The organism is Cryptosporangium minutisporangium (assembly GCF_039536245.1).
GTDB classification, from domain to species: domain Bacteria; phylum Actinomycetota; class Actinomycetes; order Mycobacteriales; family Cryptosporangiaceae; genus Cryptosporangium; species Cryptosporangium minutisporangium.
Genome location: NZ_BAAAYN010000051.1, coordinates 31888 through 56676 on the forward strand (window position 1 = coordinate 31888; position 24789 = coordinate 56676).

Sequence of the window (24789 nt, forward strand, 5' to 3'; positions counted from 1 at the left end):
GGCGGGCCGCAGCCCAGGAAGGCCGCGAGGCGAGGCGGGCCGCAGCCCAGGAAGGCCGCGAGGCGAGGCAGGCCGCAGCGCGAGAAGGCCGCGAGTGTGGGTGTCCCGCGCTCGGCGGCCGCGAGGCGGGGCGCTGCGTCGCAGGGCGGCCGCGAGGTGGGCGCGGCAACTCGGCGTGCCGACGTCAGCCGGTGTAGGCCGCCAACGCCGCCCGCGCCTCGGAGCGCACCAGTTCGACGAGTTCCTCCGGGCCGACCACCTCGGCGTCCTCCCCGAGCCCCATGGACAGCCGACGAGCCCACTCCAGGTCGCTGGCCTTGAGCGTCACCAGCCACGTACCGCCGTCTTCGGCACGGACGTCCTCGCACGGGTAGTACTCGGTGACCCACCGGCTGCCGAGTCCGACGCGCAGCGTCACCAGCGGGCTGTCCGGCGGCGGCTCGAACACCGCACCGTCCGACAGCCGGAAGCTGCCGTCCGACCCGGCCAGGCCCCGCGCCGGCACCGACGGCTCGGGCAGCTCTTCCAGGGCGTCGATCCGGTCGAGGCGGAACATCCGCACCGCCTCGGCCCGGCGGCACCAGGCCTCCAGGTAGCCCCGCCCATCGACGACGAGCAGCCGCATCGGGTCGATCACCCGCTCGCTCGTCGCGTCGCGACCCGCGGTGTAGTAGACGATCTTCAGCGCCCGGCCCCGCTCCAGCGCACCACGAACCCGGGCGGCGATGCCGGTGTCCTCGTAACCGACGGTGATCGCGACTTGCTTCGCCGACCGGCCGGCCTCCCCCGCGGCCCGCTCCACCTTCGCCAGGGCCCGTCCCACCGCGTCGCCGTCCACACCCGGCGTCTCCGCCAGTGCCCGCAGCGCGACGATCAGCGCGAGTGCCTCGTCCGCGGTCAGCCGGAGCGGCCGGTCGAGCTCGGCGTGATAGGTGAGCGTCACGGTGTCGTCGTCCAGCGACATGTCGATCAGGTCGCCGGGTCCGTAGCCGGGCAGGCCGCAGACGAACAGCAGCTGCAGATCGTCGCGCAGCTGCTTCTCCGAGACGCCGTGGTCGGCCGCGACCTCGGAGATCAGCGCACCGGGCCGGGCCTGCAGATACGGCACCAGCGCGAGCAGGCGGGCGAGACGTTCGGTTCCGGAGCCGCTCATCGTCCCGACTCCTTCCGGCTACCGGCCGCCATGATCGCGGACGGTTCCCACGGCGGTCCGTCGACATCGTCGGCCACGGCCGACTGCGGTCCGTCGGCATCACCCGCCGCAGCCGTTCGCGGCCCGTCGCTCGCGCCGCCCCCCAGGCCTTTCGTCGACCGAGGCGGCTCCGCGCGCCCGGAATCGTCCGAACCGCCCGGCCGACGGGGTATCGGTATGCCGGCCGCGATGCGGGACAGGTGTCGGATCACGGCGTTGCGCACCTCGGGCGGGGACAGCGCCACCACGGCCGAGCCGTAGCCGGCCAGCCGGCCGGCGAGCGCCTCCGGGTCGGAGTAGCTGAGCGTGACGAGGTCCCAGGCCGCCTTCGCGTCCGGCGCCGGTTCACCGCACGCCCCGTCGTCCAGATCGGGGTCGGCGTCGGCGGTCTGCGGCTCGTCCGGCGGACGGACGGCGTGCACCGGTGCGTCCGGGTCGTCGACGAGGACCTCACGGCCGATGCCCGCCTGGGCGACGTCCGCATCGAGCATTTCGGGAGGGCTCTCCTCCTCGGGCTGCACGGCATCGGCCCAGCGTCGCAGGCCTGCGGCCGCCCCGACCCGCACCCGGACCTGGGCGGTCTTGTGCTGCGACGGCTCCGGGTCGAAGGCCGCGACCTGCGCGACCAGGTCGAGGCCGTCCGGCGGCGCGAACGCGTCGGCCGGGCCGAACGGGGTGACCGTCCCCGCGACGCGCGACAGGCGGAAGCACCGCGTCGCGCCGCGGTCGAGGTCGTGCCCGATCACGTACCAGCGCCCCCGCCAGGACACGACACCCCACGGTTGGAGTCGCCGCTGGCGCGGCTCCCCGTCACGCGGGGTGCGGTAGTAAAACCGCACGGCGCGGCGGACGTTGATCGCGCCGAGCATCGGGGTGAGCGCCGGATCGGCGCTCACCACCGGTTCGATACCCAGCGGCGGGCCATCGACCAGGTCGACGCCGCCCGCCCGCAACTTCGTCAGCCCGGACGACGCCGCGGTGGAGAGCTCGGCGTGGTGCCAGAGTCGCGCGGCGATGCCGACGGCGGCCGCCTCCTCGGGGTCGAGGTGGACTTCCGGGAGCGCGTAGTCACCGCGAGTGACGCGGTAGCCCGGTTCGCTGTCGAACACGCTGTTCGTGCCGGTTTCGAGGGGCACACCAAGGTCGCGAAGCTCGCCTTTGTCGCGTTCGAACATGCGTTGGAACGCTTCGTGCGATTTCGGATCATCCTCGTCGTGCTCGTATCCGGGCACGATCGTCGCGATCTGCGCAGCGGTGAGATACCGGCGTGTCGAGAGCAGGCAGAGCAGCAGGTTGACCAGGCGTTCGGTGCGTCGACGGGACACACCGAACGACGCTACTTCACTTCTGCGACCGGCGTGGCGCACCCCGGCCGCCTGTTGATGACGGCGGGTCATTTGAGTCGGGCAGGGACTACGGTGTGCGACGTGATTCGGTGGCGGCGGGGACAGGTGGAATCGGTCGGGCGTGGCTGGTCCGGGGCGGTGGAACTGTCCGTCACCGTGGATGGTTCCCCGATGCGCGCGCTGGCGTATCCAGCGATCGTGGGGACGCCGGAGCCCGGCGACACCGTCCTGTTGAACACGACCGCCGTGGCGATGGGGCTCGGCACCGGCGGCTACGCGCTCGTCGTCGCGCTGCCCGACCGGTTGCCCCCGGACCCTCCGGTGGTCGAGGGCCCCGGGCACATGGTGAAGGCGCGGTACGCGCCTCAGCAGGTGACGGTGCTGGGCGTGGACGAGCAGGACTCGCCGCACCACGCGGTGCTGGCGTCGGACGCTTCCCTCGACGGCATGCCGGTCGTGGTGGCCGACCTGCACTCGGCGCTGCCGGCGATCCTGGCCGGGGTGCGGGCTTCCCGGCCTGATGCCCGGGTCGCTTACGTGATGACGGACGGCGGGGCGCTGCCGCTCTGGTTCTCCCGGACGGTGGCGACGCTCCGCTCCTCCGATCTGCTGGTGGGCACGGTGACCGTGGGCCAGGCGTTCGGCGGTGACCTGGAGGCGGTGACGCTGCACACCGGGCTGCTGGCGGCGCGGCACGTGCTCGCGGCCGACGTGGCGATCGTCGCCCAAGGGCCGGGGAATCTCGGCACGGGGACGCCGTGGGGGTTCTCGGGGGTCGCGGTCGGCGAGGCGGTGAACGCCGTTTCCGTACTCGGGGGGCGCGCGGTCGGATCGCTGCGGATCTCCTCGGGCGACGCGCGAGAGCGGCACCGAGGGGTGTCACACCACTCGCTGACCGCGTACGGGCGGGTGGCGCTGGCACCTGCCGACCTGCCGGTGCCGATGCCACTGCCTACTGAGCTGGCCCAGCGGGTGCGGGATCAGCTGGCGGAGTTGCCGGACCGGCATCGGGTGATCGACGTGCCGCTCGACGGGCTCGACGAGGCGCTGCGGGCCCTGCCGGTGAAGCTGTCCTCGATGGGGCGTGGCCTCGACGAAGATCGCGTCTACTTCGACGCCGCCGCGGTCGCCGGCCGCCACGCCGCAGCCCACCTCTGAACGCACCTCGGCCCGGGCACAAGGGCCCGGGCCGAGGAACTAGTGCTGCCTCAACGGCACGCGGTCACGGACTGGCTGATCAGTACGGCGCGATCGTGAACGTCGAGCCGCTGGTGACCACCGAGACCCGGTCTTCTGCATCGGCGACGTCAGCGTCGGGCGTCGTGTCGTCGATCAGCTGCACCTGGTACGCACCCGGCCGGACCGCAGCCCCGTTCGTGTGGTTCGCTGCACCTGCGACCGTCGGGTCCAACGTGCAGATCAGCTCGGTGTCGGACAGAGCCACCGCGTTGATGCACTCCGCCGCTGCGGCGCCGAAGGCCGGCTGATCGGCGGTCGGGCTGAAGAGACCACCGATCGACAGAATGATGTGTGGGCTGTTGTCCATCGTGAAGTCGTTGGTACCCACATTGAGCGGGGTCACGCCGCTCCAGTTGTAGCCGCTGAAGCCGGAGCCTGTGATCACCAGTGTCGCGGCGGCAGTGGCCGGTGCGGTTTGCGGAGTCACCGACAATGCGTCGAGATAGTCGTACTCGGCTTCGGTGGGAGTCGTGAACGTTGCCTGTCCGGCTGGGGTCGTGACCACAATAGGTCGGTCGGCGCCGAGTCCCGGCGGCGCGACCGCGGTGATCAATGATGCCGTAGCGGCGGTGACCCGGGCGGCGACGCCGCCGATCGTCACCGTATTGGCGGTCGTCGATGCGCCGAAGCCGGTGCCCTCGATCGTGAACGTGTTGCCACCCGCAGAGGGGCCGCTGTTGGGCTCCACGGCGGTGACGTTCGCCACCGGATACGAGGTGAACGCAGCGGCAGTCGTGTTCGCGATCACGGTCGAGGCGCCGCTGGCCACGCTATAGACGCAGACGTACCAGCGAGTACCCGCGGCCACGGCGGGGAGCGGGGGCACCTGAACTACCAGCCGGGTCGGAGTGATGTACCGGACGGACTGAGCCGGGTACGGGCCGGCTGCGACACCGATGGACACGTTCAGCCCAGAGGCAGTCCCGGTCGCGGCCGCGCTGATCGTCGCCGTACCGGCGACGGCATCAACCGCAGTGATGGTCGCACCCGACGGGATCCCCGTGCCGTTGATGACCTTTCCGACGTCACCGTTGACGAAGGCCCCGGCGCCGGTCTCGGTGACCGTGGTCGTGCCCGCGGTAGCCACGTCCGGCATGATTCGGCCGGGAGTCGGAGTGGTGGTCAACGCCGTGTTGCACGCAGCAGTCTGGAACTGAACCGCCTCCGGAGCATCCGGCCTGGTAGGACTGAACGTGTTGGCGGTCGTCGTATTGAGGTTGATGTACGTACCGCCGGCACCGCTAGCCGGGCTCACGGTAATCGGTGCCGCCTGGCTGGGGTTAGCGGTGGCCACCAGGGTCGTGGCGGTGACCGCAGCCACGATGCCGACGCGCGCGGTCCACTTGGTGGTGGATGGTCTTTGAATCGTCATTGAGGCGAAGTCCTGTCGTAGTGACGCAGGGGCCCGTAGCCGATGCGAAAGATGTGTGTCGAGACGAGCCAGCGGTCCGATCGGCACCGCCGGTCGCGGAACGAATCGGACATTACCGTACCTATACACCATCAGGAAGATTCGCCACATAAGCCGTCTCGCAGGCCCGCGCCGGCACACTTCGCTATAGGCGTTAACTTTTCCCCTTATTGGATGGTTGCTGGCGTTCTCGGCGCGTCTGTCTGGCGTGTCGCGATCGATCCGGCACCCTGAAGCCGCGAACGCGCCGGTGAACGGCCGGCGAAACGACGTCGGACGGGGTGGGCGATGAGGACGCGGAACGTCAGAGGACTAGCCGGCGCCGGGGTGCTTCTCGTAGCGCTGGCGGCCTGCGGTGGGAGTAACGACGACCGGCAGGAGCCGGCGGCCTCGCCGACGGCGGAGGGTGTCGCTTCGGCGCCGGTCGTGCCGCAGCCGTCGGAGACCACGAAGCGTGTACTGCCCGGCTCTCCCCCGGCCATCCGTACCAGCGCGCCGCCGCCTCCGGCCGCCGCGCCGCTCAACCCGGCCACGCAGGCGCCGCCACCGGCACCAGGCAACCTCGCCGCGTGCAAGACCGGCCAGCTGTCAGTCCGGGTCATCCGGCAGCTGAACAAGGCCAAGAACGGTCCTGCCGTCGGCCTCGTCGCGCTCACCAACAAGGGCACCAGGCCCTGCTCGTTGAGCGGCTGGCCCACCGTCAACCTGACGAGAGGCGGCGCGGCGGTCGGCGTCCCGACGATGAACGTGAACCAGCCGCGGACGCCGGTGGCGGTCGCATTGGCGCCGCAGCGCTCGGCGTTCGCCGGGCTGCAGTGGCGGAGCTGCCCGCCGACCGCAACCGGCTGCCGGACGGGTGACGGCTTCCGGGTGGGCGCGCCGGGTTCGGGCTCGGCCACGGCCGAGCTGGCCGGCTTCTCCACCGCCGAGCAGAAAGGCTTCGCGGTCAGCCGGATCATGATCGGAGCCATCCAGCCGACGACCACCGACATCATCAACTGGTAGGGCGAACGTCCGCTGTTTGACGACAAGTCAACGTGCCCGACGGCCTGGGCGTGTTGGGTTCTCGTCAATCGGCTGTGGATGTCGGGACGCCGGCGTGCGCACCGAACCACGCCGCCCACGACACGTCGGCGGCCCGCCCCGAACACAACCGGGGCGGGCCGCCGACGGACTACCTCACATGCTGGCGATCAACCGATCCACGCGCTCGTCCACGGCCCGGAACGGGTCCTTGCAGAGCACCGTCCGCTGCGCCTGGTCGTTCAGCTTCAGGTGCACCCAGTCCACGGTGAAGTCCCGCCGCCGCTCCTGCGCCCGCCGGATGAACTCGCCGCGCAGCCGCGCCCGCGTCGTCTGCGGCGGAATCGACTTCGCCGCGAACACGTCCAGATCGCGGGTCACCCGTTCGACCGCGCCGCGCTTCTCCATCACCTGGAACACGCCGCGACCGCGCCGGATGTCGTGATAGGCCAGGTCGAGCTGCGCCACCCGCGGGCTGGAGAGCGACAGCCCGTGCCGCTCGGAGTACCGCTCGATCAGCTTCAGCTTCGTCACCCAGTCGATCTCTCGCTCGACCGAGCCCAGGTCGTCGCCCTCGACGGCCTTCAGCACCCGGCCCCAGAGGTCGATGATCCGGTGGGCGGCCGGACCGCCGCCGTACCGGTCGACGAACTCCGACGCCTTGGAGTGGTACTCCATCTGGATGTCGAGCGCGCTGATCTCCTTGCCGTTGGCGAGCCGCACCGTCCGCCGACCGGTGATGTCGTGCGAGACCTCGCGGATCGCCCGGATCGGGTTCTCCAGCGTCAGGTCGCGCATCGTCACGCCGGCCTCGATCATCCGCAGCACGATGTCGGCGGCGCCGACCTTGAGCAGCGTCGTGACCTCGTTCATGTTCGAGTCGCCGACGATCACGTGCAGGCGCCGGAACCGCTCGGCGTCGGCGTGCGGCTCGTCCCGGGTGTTGATGATCGGGCGCGACCGGGTGGTCGCCGACGAGACGCCCTCCCAGATGTGCTCGGCCCGCTGGGACAGGCAGTAGACCGCGCCGCGAGGCGTCTGCAGCACCTTGCCTGCGCCGCAGATCAGCTGACGGGTGACGAGGAACGGGATCAGGACGTCGGCCAGTCGCGCGAACTCCCCGTGCCGCGAGACCAAGAAATTCTCGTGGCATCCGTACGAGTTGCCGGCCGAGTCGGTGTTGTTCTTGAACAGGTAGATGTCCCCGGCGATGCCCTCGTCCCGCAGCCGACGTTCGGCGTCGACCAGCAGGCCTTCAAGGATCCGCTCGCCGGCCCGGTCGTGCGTGACGAGGTCGGCGACCGAGTCACACTCCGGGGTGGCGTACTCGGGATGGGAACCGACATCGAGGTACAACCGGGCGCCGTTGCGAAGAAAGACGTTGCTCGACCGACCCCACGAGACCACCCGCCGGAACAAGTACCGCGCCACCTCGTCGGGCGAGAGACGCCGCTGGCCCCGGAACGTACACGTGACTCCGTACTCGGTCTCGAGACCGAAGATCCGCCGCTCCATGATTGAACACTAGCCGCCGTTGCACGCCTGCACCCGGCAACGGCGAGCGTGGTGGATTTGCCCCCTACGGCGGTCGCTCTCCGTTTCGGATTACGCCCGATTCAGCGACGCGTAGTAGTTCTTGCACTCTTCGTAGTCGGGCAACGCTCCGGCGGCGAGCGATTCGGCGAGCGACGGCGCGGCGGCGTCCTTGGCGGACAGCTGCGGGCTCTCGGCGGGCCAGTCGATGTTCAGCTCTGGGTCGAGCGGGTGGATCGCGTGCTCCCGCGTCGGCGCGAACGTCTCCGAACAGAGGTAGGTCAGCGTCGCGTCGTCGGTGAGCGCGCAGAACCCGTGACCGAGGCCCTCGGCGAGGTAGACCGCGCGCCGGTCGACGTCGTCGAGGCGGACCATCTCGTGCTGCCCGAACGTCGGCGACCCCACCCGCAGATCGACGATCACGTCAACCACCGCACCGCGGACGCAGGCGACGTACTTGGCCTGACTCGGCGGCACGTCGGCGAAGTGGATCCCGCGCACGACCCCGCGCGCGGAGACCGAGAGGTTGCCCTGAGCGAGCCGCAGCGGCTGCCCGACCGCCTCGGCGAGATGGTCGAAGCGGTACCACTCGGTGAACAGGCCGCGGGGGTCGCCGTGCTGGACCGGCGTGATCTCCCAGGCGCCGTCGATGCTCAACGGTCGAATCTTCACCAGGCAACCGTAGCGGCCCCTCCAGGCCCGCGCGGCGCCGCCTCGCCACCGTCGTCAGTGGAGCACCGTCGTCAGTGGAACACGGAACTCAGGGCTTCCGGGCGACGACCACGAACTCGTTGTAGGCGAACACCTTGCCGGCGAAGCGCGGGAAGGGGAACGAGTACTTCTTCAGCACGGTCAAACCGACGTCCCTGGCCAGCGCGGAGACCTCGTCGAAGCCGCTGAACCGGATGTGGGTCGCGTCGGTCGTGTAGCCCTTCTCCTGCGGCGTGATGAACACGACCCGCCCGCCCGAGCGGAGGTACGGGAGGTAGGACTCCACCACCGCCTTGGCGTCCGGCTCCAGCAGGTGCTCGACCAGGTGCGAGGCGAGGATCGCGTCGAACGAGTCGGGCTTCGCGTCGGCCGAGGAGTGGAACTCGTCGACCGTGTACGCGGTGAAGCCGCGCTGCCTGGCCAGCTCGATCGACGTGGCGTTGTGGTCGACGCCGACCGGCGGCGGGTTCTTGCCGTCGGAGAGGTGCGAGAGGTTCCGGCCGATGCCACAGCCGACGTCGAGCGTGCGCCCCAGCTCGAGCCTGCGCAGGTTCCACCGGTACGGCGCCTGGACGTCGAGCACCTGCTTCCAGCGTGCGGTCTCGAGCCGCTGGAGGCGCTCGGCGTAGTCAGCGCCGGCGGTTCCCGGAACGTCGTTGGTGGGCACGGCCAACCTTCCCTGTCGAGCCTGCGGCAGTCCGGTCCGGCGTTTGCCGCGGCGTCCTCCCGACCCCTTGCGGTGTCTCCGGCACCTTATCGCCCCGGCACGAAGAGCACTCAGACCCGTCGATCGAGCGCCGATAGGAGGTCGTCTTCCGTCTGGTCCGAGGAGTCCGTACATGCCGACACCGACGACGGGGTTCTCCCTCCACCGGCTGAGCATCCGGAGCAACCTGATGCTCACCGCCACGCTGGCGCTCGTCATCGCTGCACTCATCGGGACGGTCAGCCTCGTCCAGATGAACCGGATCGCCGACCGCGCGCAGGAGATTTACACGAAGTCCCTGCAGCCGGTGCAGGTCGTCGGCGAGATCCAGGGAGCGATCTGGCACTCCCGGTGGGCGAGCCTCTCGGCGTCGACGTCGACCGACGCGGCGAAGGAGACGGCGTACCGCGCCGAGGCCAACGAGGAGTTGGAGGCCGTCCAGAGCGGCATCACGGCCTTCCGTGCGCTGCCCGTCTCGTCGGCCGAGAAGGCCGCGATGGACAAGTTCGCGGACGCGTGGGCGAAATACCTGGACCTCCGTCAGCAGGCGCTCGACCTGGAGGCGGCCAACCGCATCGAGGAGTGGCAGACGCTGCGCTCCACCCAGCTCAACCCCTCGATCGTCGACGCCGTCGCGCTGCTGGAGGAGGCCAAGACCGTCTCCGCCGAGACCGCTGCGGAGGCCGCCGCGAACGCCCGGTCGACCGCCGACACCGCACGGACCCTGATCCTCGTCGTCCTGGTCCTCGGCATCCTGCTCACCGGGGCGTTCGCGCTGGCCACCGCCCGTTCGTTGGTCAGCCGCGTGCACCGGCTGCGGGACCAGCTCACCGCGATCGCGGCGGGCGACCTCGCGGAGCGTCCGGTCGACACCGCCGAGAACGAGATCGGGGAGATGTCCCGGGCAGTCCAGCAGGCCGCCGAGAAGATGCGCGCCACCGTCCTCGCGCTCGCCGAGACCAGCGTCGGGCTGAGCCGGAGCGCCGCGTCGCTGCAGGGCGCCAGCCGGGAACTGACCGAGAACACCGACCGCGCGAGCCGGCAGGTCTCCGCCCTCGACTCGGCCGCGACCGAGGTGACCGGCGGCGTGCAGGCGGTGGCCGGCGGCGCGCAGGAGATGGGCGCGGCGATCCGGGAGATCTCGGTCAACGCGTCGGACGCGGCGACGGTGGCCGGCCAAGCGGTGGAGACCGCGGCGCAGACCCAGCAGGTGATGATCCGGCTGGGCAACTCGTCCACCGAGATCGGCAACGTGCTGAAAGCGATCACCGCGATCGCCGAGCAGACCAATCTGCTCGCGCTCAACGCCACGATCGAGGCGGCGCGCGCCGGGGAGAGCGGCAAGGGCTTCGCCGTCGTCGCGGGTGAGGTCAAGGACCTCGCGCAGGAGACCGCGAAGGCCACCGAGGAGATCGGGCGCCGGATCGACGCGATCCAGCAGGACACCCGCAGCGCCGCGGACGCGATCGCCGGCATCAGCGAGGTGATCGGGAAGATCAACGACTACCAGACGACGATCGCGTCGGCGGTGGAGGAGCAGAGCGCCACGACCAGCGGCATGACCGGTGACCTCGACCGGGTCGCCGGAGGCACCGGGGAGATCAGCGCCCAGCTGGGTCAGGTCGCCGATCTCACGAACGCGACCGAGGGTGCCGCGCGGGCGACGCAGACGGCTGCCGACGAGTTGGACGTCGCCGCCGGGCAGCTGCGCGCCGCGATCGCGACCTTCCGGTACTGATCCCGGCCGGGACCGCGGACACGGGCTTCAGGAGGAGGCGAGCAGCTCGATCAGGTAGTCGCCGTAGCCGGACTTGCGCAGCGGCTCGGCGAGCTCACGCAGCTGGTCGTCGGTGATGTACCGCTGCCGCCAGGCCACCTCCTCGACGCAGCCGATCTTGAAGCCCTGCCGCTCCTCGATCACCCGCACGTACTCCGCGGCCTGGACCAGCGAGGTGAACGTGCCGGTGTCCAGCCACGCGGTGCCGCGGTCCAGCACCGTCACCTTCAGCTGGCCGGCCGACAGGTAGGCCTGGTTGACCGCGGTGATCTCCAGCTCGCCGCGCGCCGACGGCTTCAATCCGCGGGTGATCTCCACGACCTGGTTGTCGTAGAAGTACAGCCCCGGCACCACGTACTTGCTCTTCGGCTTCTCCGGCTTCTCCTCCAGCGAGAGCACCGTGCCGGTCTCGTCGAACTCGACCACGCCGTACGCCTCGGGGTTCGCCACCGGATAGGCGAACACGCGGCCGCCGGTGAGCCCGTTGTGCGTGGAGAGCTGCCGGCCCAGCCCGGCGCCGTGGAAGATGTTGTCTCCCAGGACGAGCGCCACCGGCTGGTCACCGATGAAGTCCGCGCCGATGAGGAACGCCTGCGCGATCCCGTCCGGCGACGGCTGCACGGCGTACTGGATGTCCATCCCCCACCGGGAGCCGTCGCCGAGCAGCTTCTCGAACTGCGCCGCGTCCCCGGGCGTCGTGATCACCAGGACTTCCCGGACACCGGCCATCATCAAGGTCGACAGCGGGTAATACACCATCGGTTTGTCGAAAACCGGCATCAACTGCTTCGACACCGCATGAGTGATCGGCCACAACCGCGAACCGGTGCCACCGGCCAGGAGGATTCCGCGCACGCCGGGCAGCCTACGCGATTCAGAAACCGCGCAGCCCGTGTGGCGAGAGCTTCACCCCTCGTGAGGTGAGCCCGGTCGCACTACCGGTCGTCGTCGTCCGGGGTGTCGCTGCCCGACGCTCCCCCGGCGGCGGCGATCCGGCGCAGGTCCCCGACCGCTCCGATCGCCCCGGCGGCGCCCACCGGGTCTCCGGTGCCGACCGGGCTGTCCGCGCCCAGGATGCTGCCGCCCCCGGCGTCGTCGGCGGGCCGGTCGCTGTGCGCACCCTCGTTCCCGTTCAGTTCGGGGATCGCGTCGACGCCGAGGTCACCGCCGGCCACCGCCGCCGCGGCGCCGGTCGTCCCGGGGGCGGTCTGGGTGTCGCGGTGCGCGTCGCCGGCGTCGCGGCCGGCTTCCGGGTGACCGGGCCGTGGCAGGCCGGATCCCTCGCCGGCGGAGTCCATCCCACCCGCGCCAGCGGTCCTATCGTAATCGGCTGAAGCACTCATGAACGGGGACATACCCCCACGCATCGCTGCCTATGCCCTCCCCCGATCGCCGGATGCGCGGCTCGGCGATTCACGGTCGGTCGCTGCCGGTGACTACACTCCGGTCCCCGTGAGGATTCTTGTCACCGGCGGCGCCGGGTTCATCGGGTCGCATTACGTTCGCACGCTGCTGAGCGGCGGTTACGCCGGCGCGGACGAGTGGTCGGTCACGGTGCTGGACTCCCTCACCTACTCCGGGAACCTGCCCAACCTCGACCCGGTGGCCGACAACCCTCGGTACACGTTCGTCAAGGGCGACATCACCGATGTCGACCTGGTGAACGATCTGGTGCCGGGGCATGACGCGGTCGTGCACTTCGCCGCCGAGTCGCACGTCGACCGCTCGATCACCGGCGCCGCACAGTTCGTCACCACGAACGTGCTCGGCACCCAGACGCTCGTCGACGCCGCCCACCGGCACGGCACCGGCCGGTTCCTGCACGTCTCGACCGACGAGGTCTACGGCAGCATCGACGAGGGGTCCTGGCCGGAGACCCACCCGCTGATGCCGAACTCGCCGTACTCCGCGTCGAAGGCCTCCAGCGACCTGATCGCGCTGGCGTATCACCGCACGCACCACGTCGACGTCGTCGTCACCCGGTGCAGCAACAACTACGGGCCGTACCAGTTCCCGGAGAAGGTCATTCCGCTGTTCGTGACCAACCTCCTGGACGGTAAGCCGGTCCCGCTCTACGGCGACGGCGGCAACGTGCGCGACTGGCTCCACGTCGACGACCACTGCCGGGGCATCCAGCTCGCACTCACCGGCGGCCGGGCCGGCGAGGTCTACAACATCGGTGGCGGCACCGAGCTCACCAACAAAGAACTCACCCAGCTCCTGCTCGACGCCACCGGCCGCGACTGGGACAGCTACGTCACGCCGGTCGCCGACCGCAAGGGCCACGACCGCCGGTACTCGGTCGACATCACGAAGATCCACGACGAGCTCGGCTACACGCCGCAGGTGCCGTTCGACACCGGCCTGGCCGACACCGTCGCGTGGTACCGCGACCACCGAGGCTGGTGGGAGCCCCTCAAACAGCGCGCCGCACTGGAGAAGTAAGGCATGCGCTGGCTGATCACCGGCGCCGGCGGCGCCCTCGGACACGACCTCCGCGCCGCGCTGCCCGATGCCACGGCCGTCACCCGCGCCGATCTCGACATCACCGACGCTGAAGCGGTCCGCGCCGCGGTCACGGGGCACGACGTCGTGGTCAACACCGCGGCCTACACCGCGGTGGACAACGCCGAGAGCGACGAAACCGAGGCCATCCGGATCAACGGGCACGGCCCGGCGCTGCTCGCCGACGCCTGCGCGGCGGCCGGGGCGGTCCTGCTGCAGGTCTCCACCGACTACGTACTGCCGGGCGACGCCACGAGCCCGTGCCCGGAGGACGCCGCGACCGACCCCGTCAACGCGTACGGCCGCAGCAAGCTCGCCGGGGAGCGGGCGGTGCTCGACCGGCTGCCCGACGCGGGCTACGTCGTCCGCACGGCGTGGCTGTACGGCGAGACCGGTACGAACTTCGTCGCGACGATGCTGAAGCTCGCCGCGGCGCGGCCGACGGTCAGCGTCGTCGACGACCAGCACGGCCAGCCGACCTGGACCGCCGCGCTCGCCGAGCAGCTGGTCGCGCTCGGCCGAGCGGCCAGGGAAGGCCGGGCGGCGCCCGGCGTCTACCACGGCACGGCCTCGGGCCAGACCACCTGGCACGGGCTCACCCAGGCCATCTACCGCCTCGCCGGGCTCGACCCGGAGCGGGTGGCGACCACCACGAGCGACGCGTTCCCTCGCCCGGCCAAGCGGCCCGCGTACAGCGTGCTCGGGCACGGACGCTGGGCCGCCGCAGGCATCGAGCCCCAGCCGCACTGGCACGACCAGCTCGAGGCCGCACTGCGACGGCCCGCGTTCGTCCGGCTCGTCGAAGACGCCCGGGCCGCAACGCACGCCGGGGCGAGCCCGTGACCTCGACCCGGCTGCGCGCGCTGCTGGGCAGCGCCGCGTCGGTGGGCGCGGGTTACCTGGTGCTCGGAGGCGCCGGGTACGTGTTCCTCGCGGTCGCGAGCCGGGTCTACGACGACGCCGAGTACTCCGCCCTCGCCTCGGTCTACCTGATCGTCAACATCATCGGTCCGGGACTCTTCGCAGCGGTCGAGCAGGAGACCAGCCGACACATGGCCACCCGGCTGGCCCGCGACGAGGACGTGCGGCCGGTGATGCGCCGTCTCGGGCTGATCTCCGGCAGCCTGTTCGGCGGTGTCGCACTGCTGACGCTCGCGCTCTCGCCGGTCCTGCTCCCCGACGTCCTCAACGGCGACGTGCTGCTGCTGGCCGGTCTGCTGATCGCGAGCGCGGCGTACGCGGTGGTGTCGGTGACCCGCGGCAACTTCGGCGGGCGGCGCGCGTTCGGCCGGTACGGCACGTCGGTCGGCACCGAGGGCACCGTGCGGCTGGCGGCCGGTGTGGTGGTTGCCGCGCTGGCGCTGGGCGGCATGGCGGTCGCCGGCGGTGCGAGCGCGTACGGGCTGGCGTTCTGCCTGGCGCCGCTGGTGGCCGTGCTGGTCACCGCGCGCTGGTTCGTCGGCGACGTCCGGGCGAGCCAGGGCACTCCGGCGCCGGCCGAGCCGATCGGGCCCCTCGCCCGTAGCGTCGGGCTGCTCACCGTCGCCTGGGGTCTGTCGCTGGCGATCGCGAACGCGGCGCCGGTCGTGGTCCGCGCGTTGCTGCCGAACGACGCCGCCGGCGACGCGACCGCCGCGACGTTCGCGTCCGCGGTCGTGCTGGCGCGGATTCCGCTCTTCGTGTTCCAGGGCGCCCAGTCGCTGGTGCTCCCGTCGTTCGCGCGGGCCGCCGCGAAGGCCGACGAGGACGGCGACCCGAGCGCCCTGCGCCGGGCCGTGCGTCCGGCGCTGTTGCTGGTCGCCGCCGTCGGCGTGCTCGCGTTGCTGGTCAGCGCCGTGCTCGGCCACTGGCTCGGCCGGATCGCGTTCGGCCCGGACTTCACCAGCTCCAACGGTCTGGTCACCGCGCTGATGGTCGGTACCGTCGCCGGCATGGCCGTACAGATCGTCCAGCCGGCGTTGCTCGCGTTGGGCAGGCATCGCTGGGTGGCCGGCGGCTGGGTGCTGGGCGCCGTGGTGTTCGCGGCCGCGTTCGCGCTGCCGTTCACACCGGTCACCGATGCGGTGATCGCACAGCTGGCCAGCGGCGCGGTCACGGTCGGCGTGCTCGGCGTCGTGCTGTTCCGGGCGCTGCGCACTGTTCCTCCCTCCCCGTCCCCCGGCACGCAGCCCCCCGGCACGCAGCCCCCGACCCAGGAGTTCACCGATGCCCAACCCGCCTGAGGAGAGGACCGCGCACAGCGATCTCCCGCGCGTCAGTGCGGTGGTGCTCGCCTACAAGGCGGAGCCCTGGCTGCGGCGCGCGGTCGAGGCGCTGCTGGTCTCCGAGAAGGTCGCCGTCGACGTCGTCCTGGTCGACAACGGCTGCACCACCGACGACGTCGACGTACTCGAGCACGTCGAGGGGGTCACGGTCGTCCGGCCGGGGACCAACACCGGCTTCGCCGGTGGCTGCAACCTCGGTGCGCGGGCGGCGACCGGTGAGTACCTCGCGCTGGTCAACGGCGACGCCGTGGTCGAGCCGACGACGCTGAGCAGGCTGGTCGAGGAGGCGTCGCGGCCGGACGTGGGCATCGCGGTCGCGAGCGTGCGGCTCGCCGAGGACCCCACGCTGCTCAACGCGGGTGCGAATCCGATCCATGTGCTGGGGCTCTCCTGGTCCGGCCGGATGGGCCAGCCGGAGACGCTGACCGAGCCGGTCGAGACGGCGGGCGCGTCCGGGGCGTGCGTCGTCGTACCGAAGGCACACTGGGACGCGCTCGGCGGTTTCGACGAGGAGTACTTCGCTTACCACGAGGACGCCGAGCTCTCGATCCGCACCTGGCGGAAGGGCCTCCGGGTGCTGTACGTGCCGGACGCGGTCGCGGTCCACCGGTACGAGTTCTCCCGCAACGACTTCAAGATGTACCTGGTCGAGCGGAACCGGCTGCTGTTCGTGACGACGCTCTGGAGCGGTCGCGCGCTGGTGCTGCTCGCGCTGCCGCTGGCCGGTCTCGAGGCGGCGATGACGCTGATGGCCGCGACGCAGGGCTGGTTCCCGGCCAAGGTGAAGGGCTGGCGGTGGCTCTGGAGCCACCGCGCGCACATCCGGGCCCGCCGCAAGGAGCTCCGTGCGGAGGCGACCGTTCCCGATCGCGTCTGGATGGCCCGGCTGACGACGAAGGTCGACGCCTCGGTGATCCCGGTCCCGGCGCTGGCGAGCACGGTCAACGGTCTGGTCACGATCTGGTGGAGGGTGACCAGCCGGTGGGTATAGGTGGCATGCCGCTATTAGAGTTCGTCGACATCCGATCTTCCGAAGAGGCTGGCGTAAACCCCATGGGCACGAACCCCGCGGAGAGCGAAGGCGGAAGTACCGTGACCGGAGCCACGGACGACGCGGCCGTGTTGAGCAGTGCCGAAGTCGCGGAGAGCACCGGTGTCGAGGTCGGTGCGGTCGCCGAGGGCGACCTGCACGACGCACCGGTCGGTCGGCGCGAGGACCACAAGGACGTCTGGCTCGTCATCCCGGTCTACAACGAGGCGCAGGTCATCGCGGACGTCGTCGAGCACGCCCGGCAGACGTTCCCGAACATCGTCTGCGTGGACGACGGGAGCCGCGACGGCTCGGCGGCGGCGATCGCGCCCACCGGTGCCCACCTCGTCCAGCACCCGATCAACATGGGGCAGGGCGCGGCGCTGGAGACCGGTCTGCGGTACGCGCTGTCCCGGCCCGGCGCCGAGTACTTCGTCACGTTCGACGCCGACGGCCAGCACCGGGTCGAGGACGCGCTCCGGATGCTCGAGGTCGCTCGGTCGGGCAAGGCGGACGTCGTCCTCGGCTCGCGTTTCCTGGAGTCCCGGGAGACCGTGCCGTGGCTCAAGCGGTTCGTCCTCAAGACCGTCGTCGCGCTCAGCCCGACCGCGCGGAAGCTCAAGCTGACCGACGCCCACAACGGCTTGCGGGTGCTCAACCGGCCGGCCGCCGAGGGGCTGCGGATCCGGATGAACGGCATGGCCCACGCGTCCGAGATCGTCGGGAAGCTGGCCCGGTCGGACTGGCGGGTCGCCGAGATCCCGGTGACTATCCTCTACACCGACTACTCCCGGGCCAAGGGGCAGTCCCTGGTCAACGGCGTCAACATCCTGTTCGAGCTCTCCCTGCGGCACCGAGGCGCGTAACCGATGGTCATCCAGTTCCTGCTGCTGCTCGCGGTCGCCGCGTCGCTGTTCTACTTCGTCCGGCAGCAGCACGGCGTGCGCCTGCAGGCGGGCAAGCGCCTGGCGTTCGTGGCGTTCCTGTTCTTCGCCGCGTACGCGGTGATCCGGCCGGACGACGTGACGTGGGTTGCCCGCAGGGTCGGCGTCGGCCGCGGCGCCGACCTGGTGCTCTACGCGACCGTGGTCGCGTTCGTGTTCGTCGTCATCAACTTCTACCTGCGGACGCGGGAGATGGAGCGGCGGATCACCGAGCTCGCGCGCGCGGTCGCGCTACGGGACGCCGAGATCCTCAACCAGCACCGGCTGCCCACCTCGCCGGCCGCGGGGCCGGACGCGGAGGCGGCGATGCTCGCCGCGGTGGTGGCGGAGGGCAAGCGCCCCTAGGGCCAGGTCCTCCGCAGGGCCAGGGTTCCCCGCGGGGCCACGTCCTCCGTGCGTACCCGCGTGCGGGTCAGGCGAGCTGGGCCTCGATCGCGGTGACGACCTCGGGCGCCTCCGGCTCGGTGCGCGGACGGAAGCGCGCCACGACCGACCCGTCCTTGGCGACCAGGAACTTCTCGAAGTTCCACTGGACGTCGCCGGCTTCGCCCTCCGCGTCCGGGACAGCGGTGAGCTCGGCGTAGACCGGGTGCCGGTTCTCGCCGTTCACCTCGATCTTCTCGAAGAGCGGGAACGTCACGCCGTACGTCGCGGAGCAGAACTCCTGGATCTCCTCCGCGCTGCCGGGCTCCTGGCCGTAGAACTGGTTGCACGGGAAGCCGAGCACGGTGAAGTCCTTGTCGGCGTACTTCTTCTGCAGCCGTTCGAGGCCCTCGTACTGGGGCGTGAGTCCGCACTTGGACGCGACGTTCACCACGAGCAGCGTCTGACCGGCGTACTCGGCGAGGCTGGTCGGCTCACCGGCGAGCGTGCGCAGCGGGATGTTCTGAATCGCCATTTCCGGAGACTAGCCCCGGTTTGCCCTACGGGGTAACCGGCGCTCGGTGTGACCCGGAGCACTCGGACGGACCGGATCCCCCGGTCGACGCGGGCTTTCCGCGCGTTTTCTGGGCCGAGGTATGCGTCCATGCGTGGATGCATCGGACAGGGCCCGGACGCCGGGCAATCATCGGCCTACCGCTCAGGCACCGGCCGGGGCCGCCTGGGTTCGCACCGGTGAACACGAGGGAGGCCCATGAGCCAGCCGATGCCGTTCCCCCGTCCGCGGGCCCGCGCCGAGGACACGTTCGCGCCCGGCCGCCCGGACACACCCGGGAACCTGCCGAAGCGAGTGCCCGGCGCCGCACTGTACGGCGTTCCGGGCGCTCGGAACGCCGGCCCCATGGAGCAGCCGCGACTGGACTGGCGGCCGTATCCGCCACACCGTTCGCCCGGCCCGCGGCGCGCGCCCGACGCGGAGCGTTCACCCGGCCCGGAGGACGCGCCCGGCTCGGAAGGCGCATCGGGCTCCCCGCGTGGGCCGTGGGCCCGGCTCGTCGCCGCGCTCCGACTCCGCCTGCGCCGCCGATGACGGCCGGGCCAGCGCTCAGACCGGCAGGCGGAGCACCTCTTCGATCGCGGCCAGCAGGTCCCGGCGGTTGAACGGCTTCTCGATCAGCGTCACCTCGGGGTCGATCGTGCCCTTGGAGGTGAGCAGCCGCTGGGCGAACCCGGACATGTACAGCACCTGGACGGTGGGGTGGAGCGACCGCACCTGGTCGGCAACCTCGCGGCCGGACAGCCCGGGCATGGTGATGTCGGTGAGCAGCAGGTCGAGCGGCCCGCGGTACGACGCGGCCAGCTCGACCGCCTCGGCGCCGGACGCCGCCGACAGCACCGTGTAGCCGGCCCGGACGAGGATCGTCTCGATCGACGCCCGGAGTTCGCGCTCGTCGTCGACGAGCAGGATCGTGCCGTAACCCGGGCGTCCCGCCGCATCGGCGTCCGGGTCCGGCTGGGCCGTGTCGTCGAGAGCGACATCGTCGGCGGAGGGCAGCAGGATCGTCACGGTCGTGCCGACGCCGAGCTCCGAGTCGAGCGCGATCGCGCCACCGGCCTGCGTGACGATGCCGTACACCGACGCCAGCCCCAGCCCGGTCCCCTGCCCCTCGGCCTTGGTGGTGAAGAACGGCTCGAACGCGCGCTCGGCCACTTCCGACGCCATGCCGGTGCCGGTATCGGTGACCCGCAGACGCACGTACTGGCCCCGGTCGAGACCGTGCGACGCGGCCTCGACCGGCCCGAGGACCGTTTGGTCGATGTGCATGCTCAGCGAACCGCCGGCCGGCATCGCGTCCCGGGCGTTGACCGCGAGGTTGACCAGGACCTGTTCGACCCGGCCGAGGTCGGCGCTGACCGCCGCCGGCCGCGCGGAGAGTTCGGCGCTCAAGACGACGTCCGCACCGAGTGTGCCGGTGAGCATGCGCTGTACGTCGCGCACGACGTCGTTGAGGTCGAAGATCTCGGGGCGGAGGATCTCCCGGCGTCCGAACGCCAGCAGTTGCTTGGTGAGCCGAGCGCCGCGCTCGGCCGCGGCCAAAACCTGCGCTACCGCCTCCCGAGCCCCGTCGAGCGCGGGTGCCGCGCTCTCCTCGATGTCCTCCTCGAGGATCGACGCGTGCGTGCTGATGATCGCCAGCACGTTGTTGAAGTCATGTGCGACGCCGCCGGCGAGCTGGCCGAGGCTGTCCAGCCGCTGGGAGCGCTGCAGTTCGTTCTCCAGCCGCCGGTGCTCGGCCTCCTGCTCCAGCCGGGCGGAGACGTCGTGCACCGTGGCGGCGATCAGCAGGCCTTCGTCGGTCGCGATCGACGCCAGCGAAATCTCCGCGGGGAACTCCGAGCCGTCCTTGCGGCGCGCCGCGAGCTGCAGTCCCTCCCCCATCCGCCGCATCCGCGGGTCGGTGGCGTAGATCGCCCGGTGCTGGACGTGGCGTTCCCGGACGTCCTCCGGCAGGAGTATCTCCACCGGCTGACCGCGCAGTTCGTCGGCGGTATAGCCGAAAACCCGCTGCGCCTCGGCGTTGATCAGCTGGATCATGCCGTCGCCGTTGACCCCGACGATCGCGAGCGTGGTCGCGTCGAGGAGCCAGCGGAACTTGGCCTCGTCCCGGTGGCGGGCGGTCACATCCCGGGAGACGCGGGCGGCGCCGACGATCCGCCCGGCCGCGTCGGTCACCGGGGACACCGAGAGCTCCACCATCATCCGGTGGCCGTCCCGGTGCAGGCGTTGCGCCTCGTAGACCTCCACACTCTGGCCCTCGGAGATCCGCCGGAGGATCTCTTCCTCCTCGCTGGCGCTCGAGGCCGGGTAGAGCTCGGACATCCGGTGGCCGAGCATCTCCTGCTCGGTGTAACCGTAGAGCTGCTCCGCCGCCGCGTTCCAGGAAGTCACCCGGCCGTCCAGGGACTCCCCGATGATCGCGTCCCGAGCCGAGCGAACGATGCCGGCCAACCAACTCTGCGCCGCGCCGAACCCCTCGGTCGGCCGGAGGCTGAGCGCGGTCCGGACGCCGTCCGTGCCGGTGAGGGCCCCGCAGGTCACGGTCACCGTGAAGACGCTGCCGTCCGGCCGCCGGAACGGAGTCGTCGCGACGGCGCCGACCTCCGCACGGAGCAGACCGTGCGCCGAGTACTCCTGGTCGGGGGGCGCGAGCAGGTCCGCCAGCGGGCGGCCGACCAAGACGTCGGCCGGGCAATCGAACAACTCGGCCGCCGACGCATCGGCCAGGGCGACCTGGCCGTCCTCGTCGAGCGCGAGCAGCGCCGCCGGCCGGTGTTCGTCATCCCACAGCGGTGCCGCGAACGACAGCGTTCCCATTCAAGCCATAATGCACCAAATAATGGCTTATGTCAGACGAGCGGATCCGGGAACGGCTGAGTCGCATCGGGGTACGCCGCGAGCTCGGCCGCGACGTTGGCCTGGTCCACCAGCCAGCTCTGGGTGGTCAGCCGGGGTTTGACCGTCTTGCCGTCGGCGACTTCACGACAGGCTCGGACCAGCACCTCACCGACCGCGGCCGAGTACGTGGCGACGGTGGCGGTCAGCTCCCCGGATTTGACGGCCCGCAAGCCATCCTCGGTGCCACCCACCGAGATGACCTTGATCGTGCCTTTCTTGCCGAGGTCGGCGATCGCTTTCGCCGCAGCTCGGCCGATCGTGTCGCTGCTGGCGAAGATGCCGCGCAGGTTGGGAGCCGCGTTGATCGTGTCGGTCACGACGCTCACCGCGGTCTTGTAGTCGTCGGCGGTCGACTGGGTCATCGAGACGCGGAGACTCCCCTCCGCGGCCTCCTTGAAGCCGAGCCGCTGCTGCGCGGCGTTGGTGTCGGCCTCACTACCGAGGACCATGGCGACCTCGCTGTCCTTGGGCACCACGGTGAGCATCTTCCGCGCGGCCTGGTGCCCGATCTCCTGGTCGGACGGGCCGATGAACGACGCGATCGGGACCTTGGCTTCCTTCGCCGCTGCCTCGTTCAGACGGAGGCCGACGTTGAAGATCGGCACGCCCTTCTGGGCGAACGCCGCCAGGGGCTTCACCAGCGCGGTGGGGTCCACCGGGGCGATCGCGAAACAGCTCAACTGCTCCGGGGCGAAAGCCGAGACCTTTCTGACCTGCGCCGCGGCGTCGAGCCCGTCGTCGGCGGAGTCGGCGGAGACCTCCACCCCGCTGGTGGCGCCCTGGTCGACCGCGGCGCCACGCAGCCGGTCCCAGACGTCGGTCGTCGAGTCGGGCAGGACGACGCCGAGGCGCGTCGTGTCCGGAACGCCGGTTGCCGCGTCGGACTCTTCCGGCGTCCCGCAACCGGTCGTCAGTGCAAGGGCCGCGCAGGCCAGGACGGCGGCGGCGGCACGGGCGACCGGTCTCCGTCGACGGGGCAGAGGGGGGTGTGTGACGACTCTCACGATGAAGGAACCTAGCACCTGGAAACGCGCTTCACCTCATGCTCCCCGGCAGCATCAGCCGAAGTCAGAGAGGTGATGGGGCGACTCTTCATCCCAAACATCGGCTAAGCGGTCGAACCCGTCGACCCCGGTTCACCGAAACGTCGTTTGACACGCGCGGCGCCGCGCGGTATTCGGACGATTACCGTCCGACGCGTGGGGCTTTCCTCGGGTACCGTCGCGCCGCGGACTGCCTGACGAGAACTGTTCCCGGATCAGGCGGTTCGTCCGGGACGGAGGGTTATGAACAGCGCCGGGTCCGGCGTTCGGATGGGTACCGCGTCCGGTCGGTGGGTGCTGCTCGCCACCGTGCTCGGGTCGAGCATCGTCATGCTCGACGCCACCGTGGTGAACGTCGCGCTGGAGCGGATCGGCCGCGATCTGGACGCCGACTTCGCCGGGCTGCAGTGGATCGTGAACGCCTACACGCTCGCCCTCGCCGCCCTCATCCTGCTCGGCGGTGCGCTCGGCGACCGGTTCGGACGCCGCCGGGTGTTCCAGTTCGGCGTCGTCTGGTTCGCGATCGCCTCGCTGTTGTGCGCGCTGGCGCCCTCGGCCGAGCTGCTCGCCGGCGCCCGTGCACTCCAAGGCGTCGGAGGCGCGCTGCTCACGCCCGGCAGCCTCGCGATGATCGCGGCGACGTTCGACCCGGCCGACCGGTCGCGGGCGGTCGGCGCGTGGTCGGCGTGGGGCGGGATCGCCGGTGCGATCGGCCCGTTCGTCGGTGGGTGGCTCGTCGAGTGGGACTGGCGAATGGTGTTCCTGCTGAACCTCCCGCTCGCGGCGGTGGTGCTGGTCGTCACCCGGCTCCACGTGCCCGAGTCGCGCGATCCGAGCATGGTGCCGGGCTTCGACGTCTCCGGCACGGTGGTCGGGGCGGGCGGCCTCGGGCTGCTGACCTACGGACTGATCGCCGCCGGCGGGCGGGGTTTCGATCCGGTTGCGGTCGTGCCCGCGGTCGCGGGTCTGGTCTTGCTCGGCGCGTTCCTTCAGATCGAACGCCGGTCCCCGCACCCGTTGGTGCCGCTGGACCTGTTCGCGAACCGGACGTTCACCGCGGTCAACGGCGTCACGTTCATGGTGTACGCCGCGCTCGGCGTCTTCTTCTTCCTGCTCGTGCTGCAGTTGCAGGTCGTGGCCGGGTACTCGCCGCTCGCCGCCGGCACCGCGCTGCTGCCGGTGACCGTCGTGATGCTGCTGTTCTCCGCCAGGGCGGGGGCGCTGGCCGACCGGATCGGCGCACGGATTCCGCTGACCGTCGGGCCCCTGCTGGCCGCCGCCGGACTCCTGCTGGCGACCCGGGTGGACGCGGACGCCACGTACCTGGGCACGGTGCTGCCCGCCCTCCTGGTGTTCGGGCTGGGGTTGGCGCTCACCGTCGCGCCGCTCACCGCGACCGTGCTGGCGTCGGCGGAGTCGCGGCACGCCGGTATCGCGTCCGGCGTCAACAACGCCGTGGCCCGCGCCGCCGGACTGCTCGCGGTGGCCGTGGTGCCGGTGGTGGCCGGGCTGTCGGGCCAGGCGTACGCCGACGCGGACCGGATGACGGAGGGCTTCCGGATCGCGATGGTGATCTCTGCGGCGTTGCTCGCCGTCGGTGGCGTCCTGTCCTGGTTCGTGATCCGGACGCCGGTCCCCGCACCGCCGAAAGAACCTGTGCCGACGGGTGGCCCCGTGCCGACCGCGGGGCCCGTGCCGACTGCAGAGCCGGTGCCGACGGCGGGGTCCGTACCGACCGCCGAGCCGGTGTCGACGGCCGCGCCGACGCTGGACCTCGCGAAGTGCCTGCACTGTGGTGTCACCGGACCCCAGCTGCACCCCGACCCGCCGGCCCGGGTGCCTACCGGGCCGCGCGCGCAGTAACCCGCCGCGACCCAGCGGCTCGATCGCTTCCGGGAAGTCAACGCGTCACGCGGCTGCGGACGCGTTGACTTCCCGGCGATGCGCAGGGTCGACGCGTCAGCGGTTGCGCTTCGGGTCGGGGGTGTCGCCGCCGACGAGACCGGAACGGCGCAACGCGACGGCGAGCGCGCCCTCCGGCTCCGGCCGGCCGCGACGCTGCCCGCCGCCCTGGCCACCCTGACCGCCGCGACCACCCTGGCCGCCGCCCTGCCCGCCGCCCTNCGCCCTCCGGCTCCGGCCGGCCGCGACGCTGCCCGCCGCCCTGGCCACCCTGACCGCCGCGACCACCCTGGCCGCCGCCCTGCCCGCCGCCCTGGCCACCGCG

General features: G+C 71.3%; 22 protein-coding genes and 1 pseudogene. 11 read left to right on the forward strand and 12 right to left on the reverse strand.

Going from position 1 to position 24789, the window contains the following annotated elements; all coding sequences use genetic code 11:
- Positions 1–184 precede the first annotated feature (184 nt).
- The 3 genes and pseudogenes from ABEB28_RS35345 to ABEB28_RS35350 all read right to left on the reverse strand — a co-directional run.
- A complete protein-coding gene (locus ABEB28_RS35345) occupies positions 185–1153 on the reverse strand; it encodes a helix-turn-helix transcriptional regulator (protein WP_345732627.1) in 969 nt (322 codons plus the stop codon).
- Complete coding sequence (locus ABEB28_RS43375; protein WP_446684885.1) at positions 1150–1683, reverse strand: WCX domain-containing protein; 534 nt, start codon at positions 1681–1683, stop codon at positions 1150–1152. Before ABEB28_RS43375 ends, ABEB28_RS35345 begins: the two co-directional genes overlap by 4 nt.
- Before the next feature lie 36 nt (positions 1684–1719).
- Positions 1720–2517: pseudogene (locus ABEB28_RS35350) on the reverse strand (helix-turn-helix transcriptional regulator); the annotation flags it as partial.
- Between the two features lie 102 nt (positions 2518–2619).
- Here ABEB28_RS35350 and ABEB28_RS35355 point away from each other — a divergent pair.
- Complete coding sequence (locus tag ABEB28_RS35355) at positions 2620–3696, forward strand: DUF3866 family protein (protein WP_345732629.1); 1077 nt, start codon at positions 2620–2622, stop codon at positions 3694–3696.
- A 79-nt stretch (positions 3697–3775) separates the two neighbouring features.
- Here ABEB28_RS35355 and ABEB28_RS35360 read toward each other — a convergent pair whose 3' ends face one another.
- Positions 3776–5299 carry an IPT/TIG domain-containing protein gene (locus ABEB28_RS35360; protein ID WP_345732630.1) on the reverse strand — a complete coding sequence of 508 codons (1524 nt, stop codon included), beginning with the start codon at positions 5297–5299 and terminating at the stop codon, positions 3776–3778.
- A gap of 177 nt (positions 5300–5476) precedes the next feature.
- Here ABEB28_RS35360 and ABEB28_RS35365 point away from each other — a divergent pair, with 177 nt between their 5' ends.
- Positions 5477–6193 (forward strand): DUF4232 domain-containing protein, encoded by a 717-nt coding sequence (locus ABEB28_RS35365; RefSeq protein WP_345732631.1) that lies wholly within the window; start codon positions 5477–5479, stop codon positions 6191–6193.
- Between the two features lie 174 nt (positions 6194–6367).
- Here ABEB28_RS35365 and pafA read toward each other — a convergent pair whose 3' ends face one another.
- From pafA to ABEB28_RS35380, 3 genes are all read right to left on the reverse strand, one after another.
- A complete protein-coding gene (pafA, locus tag ABEB28_RS35370) occupies positions 6368–7726 on the reverse strand; it encodes a Pup--protein ligase (RefSeq protein ID WP_345732632.1) in 1359 nt (452 codons plus the stop codon).
- A gap of 90 nt (positions 7727–7816) precedes the next feature.
- Entirely contained in the window at positions 7817–8416 is a 600-nt protein-coding gene (locus tag ABEB28_RS35375) for a dTDP-4-dehydrorhamnose 3,5-epimerase family protein (protein WP_345732633.1), read from the reverse strand.
- A gap of 88 nt (positions 8417–8504) precedes the next feature.
- Complete coding sequence (locus ABEB28_RS35380) at positions 8505–9122, reverse strand: class I SAM-dependent methyltransferase (RefSeq protein WP_345732634.1); 618 nt, start codon at positions 9120–9122, stop codon at positions 8505–8507.
- A gap of 172 nt (positions 9123–9294) precedes the next feature.
- Between ABEB28_RS35380 and ABEB28_RS35385 the strand changes: the two genes are divergently transcribed.
- Entirely contained in the window at positions 9295–10899 is a 1605-nt protein-coding gene (locus tag ABEB28_RS35385) for a methyl-accepting chemotaxis protein (RefSeq protein ID WP_345732635.1), read from the forward strand.
- Between the two features lie 27 nt (positions 10900–10926).
- Here the strand turns inward: ABEB28_RS35385 and rfbA are convergent, their stop codons facing one another.
- A complete protein-coding gene (gene rfbA, locus ABEB28_RS35390; RefSeq protein WP_345732636.1) occupies positions 10927–11793 on the reverse strand; it encodes a glucose-1-phosphate thymidylyltransferase RfbA in 867 nt (288 codons plus the stop codon).
- An 80-nt stretch (positions 11794–11873) separates the two neighbouring features.
- A complete protein-coding gene (locus ABEB28_RS35395; protein WP_345732637.1) occupies positions 11874–12236 on the reverse strand; it encodes a hypothetical protein in 363 nt (120 codons plus the stop codon).
- Positions 12237–12390: 154 nt separating this feature from the next.
- Between ABEB28_RS35395 and rfbB the strand changes: the two genes are divergently transcribed.
- The 6 genes from rfbB (at position 12391) to ABEB28_RS35425 (ending at position 18026) form a co-directional block, all read left to right on the forward strand.
- The gene (rfbB, locus tag ABEB28_RS35400; protein WP_345732638.1) at positions 12391–13383 is read left to right on the forward strand and encodes a dTDP-glucose 4,6-dehydratase; all 993 of its coding nucleotides are present in this window, start codon (positions 12391–12393) and stop codon (positions 13381–13383) included.
- Positions 13384–13386: 3 nt separating this feature from the next.
- The gene (gene rfbD, locus ABEB28_RS35405; protein ID WP_345732639.1) at positions 13387–14286 is read left to right on the forward strand and encodes a dTDP-4-dehydrorhamnose reductase; all 900 of its coding nucleotides are present in this window, start codon (positions 13387–13389) and stop codon (positions 14284–14286) included.
- Complete coding sequence (locus ABEB28_RS35410) at positions 14283–15665, forward strand: lipopolysaccharide biosynthesis protein (RefSeq protein ID WP_345732640.1); 1383 nt, start codon at positions 14283–14285, stop codon at positions 15663–15665. The genes rfbD and ABEB28_RS35410 overlap by 4 nt, the downstream gene beginning before the upstream one ends.
- Positions 15649–16698 (forward strand): glycosyltransferase family 2 protein, encoded by a 1050-nt coding sequence (locus ABEB28_RS35415; protein ID WP_345732641.1) that lies wholly within the window; start codon positions 15649–15651, stop codon positions 16696–16698. Before ABEB28_RS35410 ends, ABEB28_RS35415 begins: the two co-directional genes overlap by 17 nt.
- A 194-nt stretch (positions 16699–16892) precedes the next feature.
- On the forward strand, positions 16893–17603 hold the full coding sequence (locus tag ABEB28_RS35420; protein ID WP_345732657.1) for a glycosyltransferase family 2 protein: 711 nt from the start codon (positions 16893–16895) through the stop codon (positions 17601–17603).
- 3 nt (positions 17604–17606) lie between these two features.
- The gene (locus ABEB28_RS35425) at positions 17607–18026 is read left to right on the forward strand and encodes a DUF2304 family protein (protein ID WP_345732642.1); all 420 of its coding nucleotides are present in this window, start codon (positions 17607–17609) and stop codon (positions 18024–18026) included.
- 67 nt (positions 18027–18093) lie between these two features.
- Here the strand turns inward: ABEB28_RS35425 and ABEB28_RS35430 are convergent, their stop codons facing one another.
- Positions 18094–18579 (reverse strand): glutathione peroxidase, encoded by a 486-nt coding sequence (locus tag ABEB28_RS35430; RefSeq protein ID WP_345732643.1) that lies wholly within the window; start codon positions 18577–18579, stop codon positions 18094–18096.
- Between the two features lie 237 nt (positions 18580–18816).
- Here ABEB28_RS35430 and ABEB28_RS35435 point away from each other — a divergent pair, with 237 nt between their 5' ends.
- Positions 18817–19152 carry a hypothetical protein gene (locus ABEB28_RS35435; RefSeq protein ID WP_345732644.1) on the forward strand — a complete coding sequence of 112 codons (336 nt, stop codon included), beginning with the start codon at positions 18817–18819 and terminating at the stop codon, positions 19150–19152.
- Positions 19153–19167: 15 nt separating this feature from the next.
- Here the strand turns inward: ABEB28_RS35435 and ABEB28_RS35440 are convergent, their stop codons facing one another.
- Together ABEB28_RS35440 and ABEB28_RS35445 are read right to left on the reverse strand one after the other, a co-directional pair.
- Entirely contained in the window at positions 19168–21438 is a 2271-nt protein-coding gene (locus ABEB28_RS35440; protein WP_345732645.1) for a PAS domain S-box protein, read from the reverse strand.
- Between the two features lie 32 nt (positions 21439–21470).
- Positions 21471–22523: a substrate-binding domain-containing protein gene (locus ABEB28_RS35445; protein WP_345732646.1), complete on the reverse strand. Its 1053-nt coding sequence runs from the start codon at positions 22521–22523 to the stop codon at positions 21471–21473.
- Positions 22524–22805: 282 nt separating this feature from the next.
- On the opposite strand from ABEB28_RS35445, the gene ABEB28_RS35450 reads away from it, so the two are divergent.
- Positions 22806–24425 (forward strand): MFS transporter, encoded by a 1620-nt coding sequence (locus ABEB28_RS35450; RefSeq protein WP_345732647.1) that lies wholly within the window; start codon positions 22806–22808, stop codon positions 24423–24425.
- Positions 24426–24789 lie beyond the last annotated feature (364 nt).

What these genes read in the sequence shown, in the direction of transcription:
- ABEB28_RS35450 (WP_345732647.1), top strand. Translation starts at nt 22,806, where the DNA reads ATGAACAGCGCCGGGTCCGGCGTTCGGATGGGTACCGCGTCCGGTCGG.
- ABEB28_RS35415 (WP_345732641.1), top strand. Translation starts at nt 15,649, where the DNA reads ATGCCCAACCCGCCTGAGGAGAGGACCGCGCACAGCGATCTCCCGCGC.
- rfbD (WP_345732639.1), top strand. Translation starts at nt 13,387, where the DNA reads ATGCGCTGGCTGATCACCGGCGCCGGCGGCGCCCTCGGACACGACCTC.
- ABEB28_RS35365 (WP_345732631.1), top strand. Translation starts at nt 5,477, where the DNA reads ATGAGGACGCGGAACGTCAGAGGACTAGCCGGCGCCGGGGTGCTTCTC.
- ABEB28_RS35440 (WP_345732645.1), bottom strand. Translation starts at nt 21,438, where the DNA reads ATGGGAACGCTGTCGTTCGCGGCACCGCTGTGGGATGACGAACACCGG.
- ABEB28_RS35395 (WP_345732637.1), bottom strand. Translation starts at nt 12,236, where the DNA reads ATGGACTCCGCCGGCGAGGGATCCGGCCTGCCACGGCCCGGTCACCCG.
- ABEB28_RS35435 (WP_345732644.1), top strand. Translation starts at nt 18,817, where the DNA reads ATGAGCCAGCCGATGCCGTTCCCCCGTCCGCGGGCCCGCGCCGAGGAC.
- ABEB28_RS35425 (WP_345732642.1), top strand. Translation starts at nt 17,607, where the DNA reads ATGGTCATCCAGTTCCTGCTGCTGCTCGCGGTCGCCGCGTCGCTGTTC.
- ABEB28_RS35385 (WP_345732635.1), top strand. Translation starts at nt 9,295, where the DNA reads ATGCCGACACCGACGACGGGGTTCTCCCTCCACCGGCTGAGCATCCGG.
- ABEB28_RS43375 (WP_446684885.1), bottom strand. Translation starts at nt 1,683, where the DNA reads ATGCTCGATGCGGACGTCGCCCAGGCGGGCATCGGCCGTGAGGTCCTC.
- ABEB28_RS35360 (WP_345732630.1), bottom strand. Translation starts at nt 5,299, where the DNA reads ATGTGGCGAATCTTCCTGATGGTGTATAGGTACGGTAATGTCCGATTC.
- ABEB28_RS35345 (WP_345732627.1), bottom strand. Translation starts at nt 1,153, where the DNA reads ATGAGCGGCTCCGGAACCGAACGTCTCGCCCGCCTGCTCGCGCTGGTG.
- pafA (WP_345732632.1), bottom strand. Translation starts at nt 7,726, where the DNA reads ATGGAGCGGCGGATCTTCGGTCTCGAGACCGAGTACGGAGTCACGTGT.
- ABEB28_RS35430 (WP_345732643.1), bottom strand. Translation starts at nt 18,579, where the DNA reads ATGGCGATTCAGAACATCCCGCTGCGCACGCTCGCCGGTGAGCCGACC.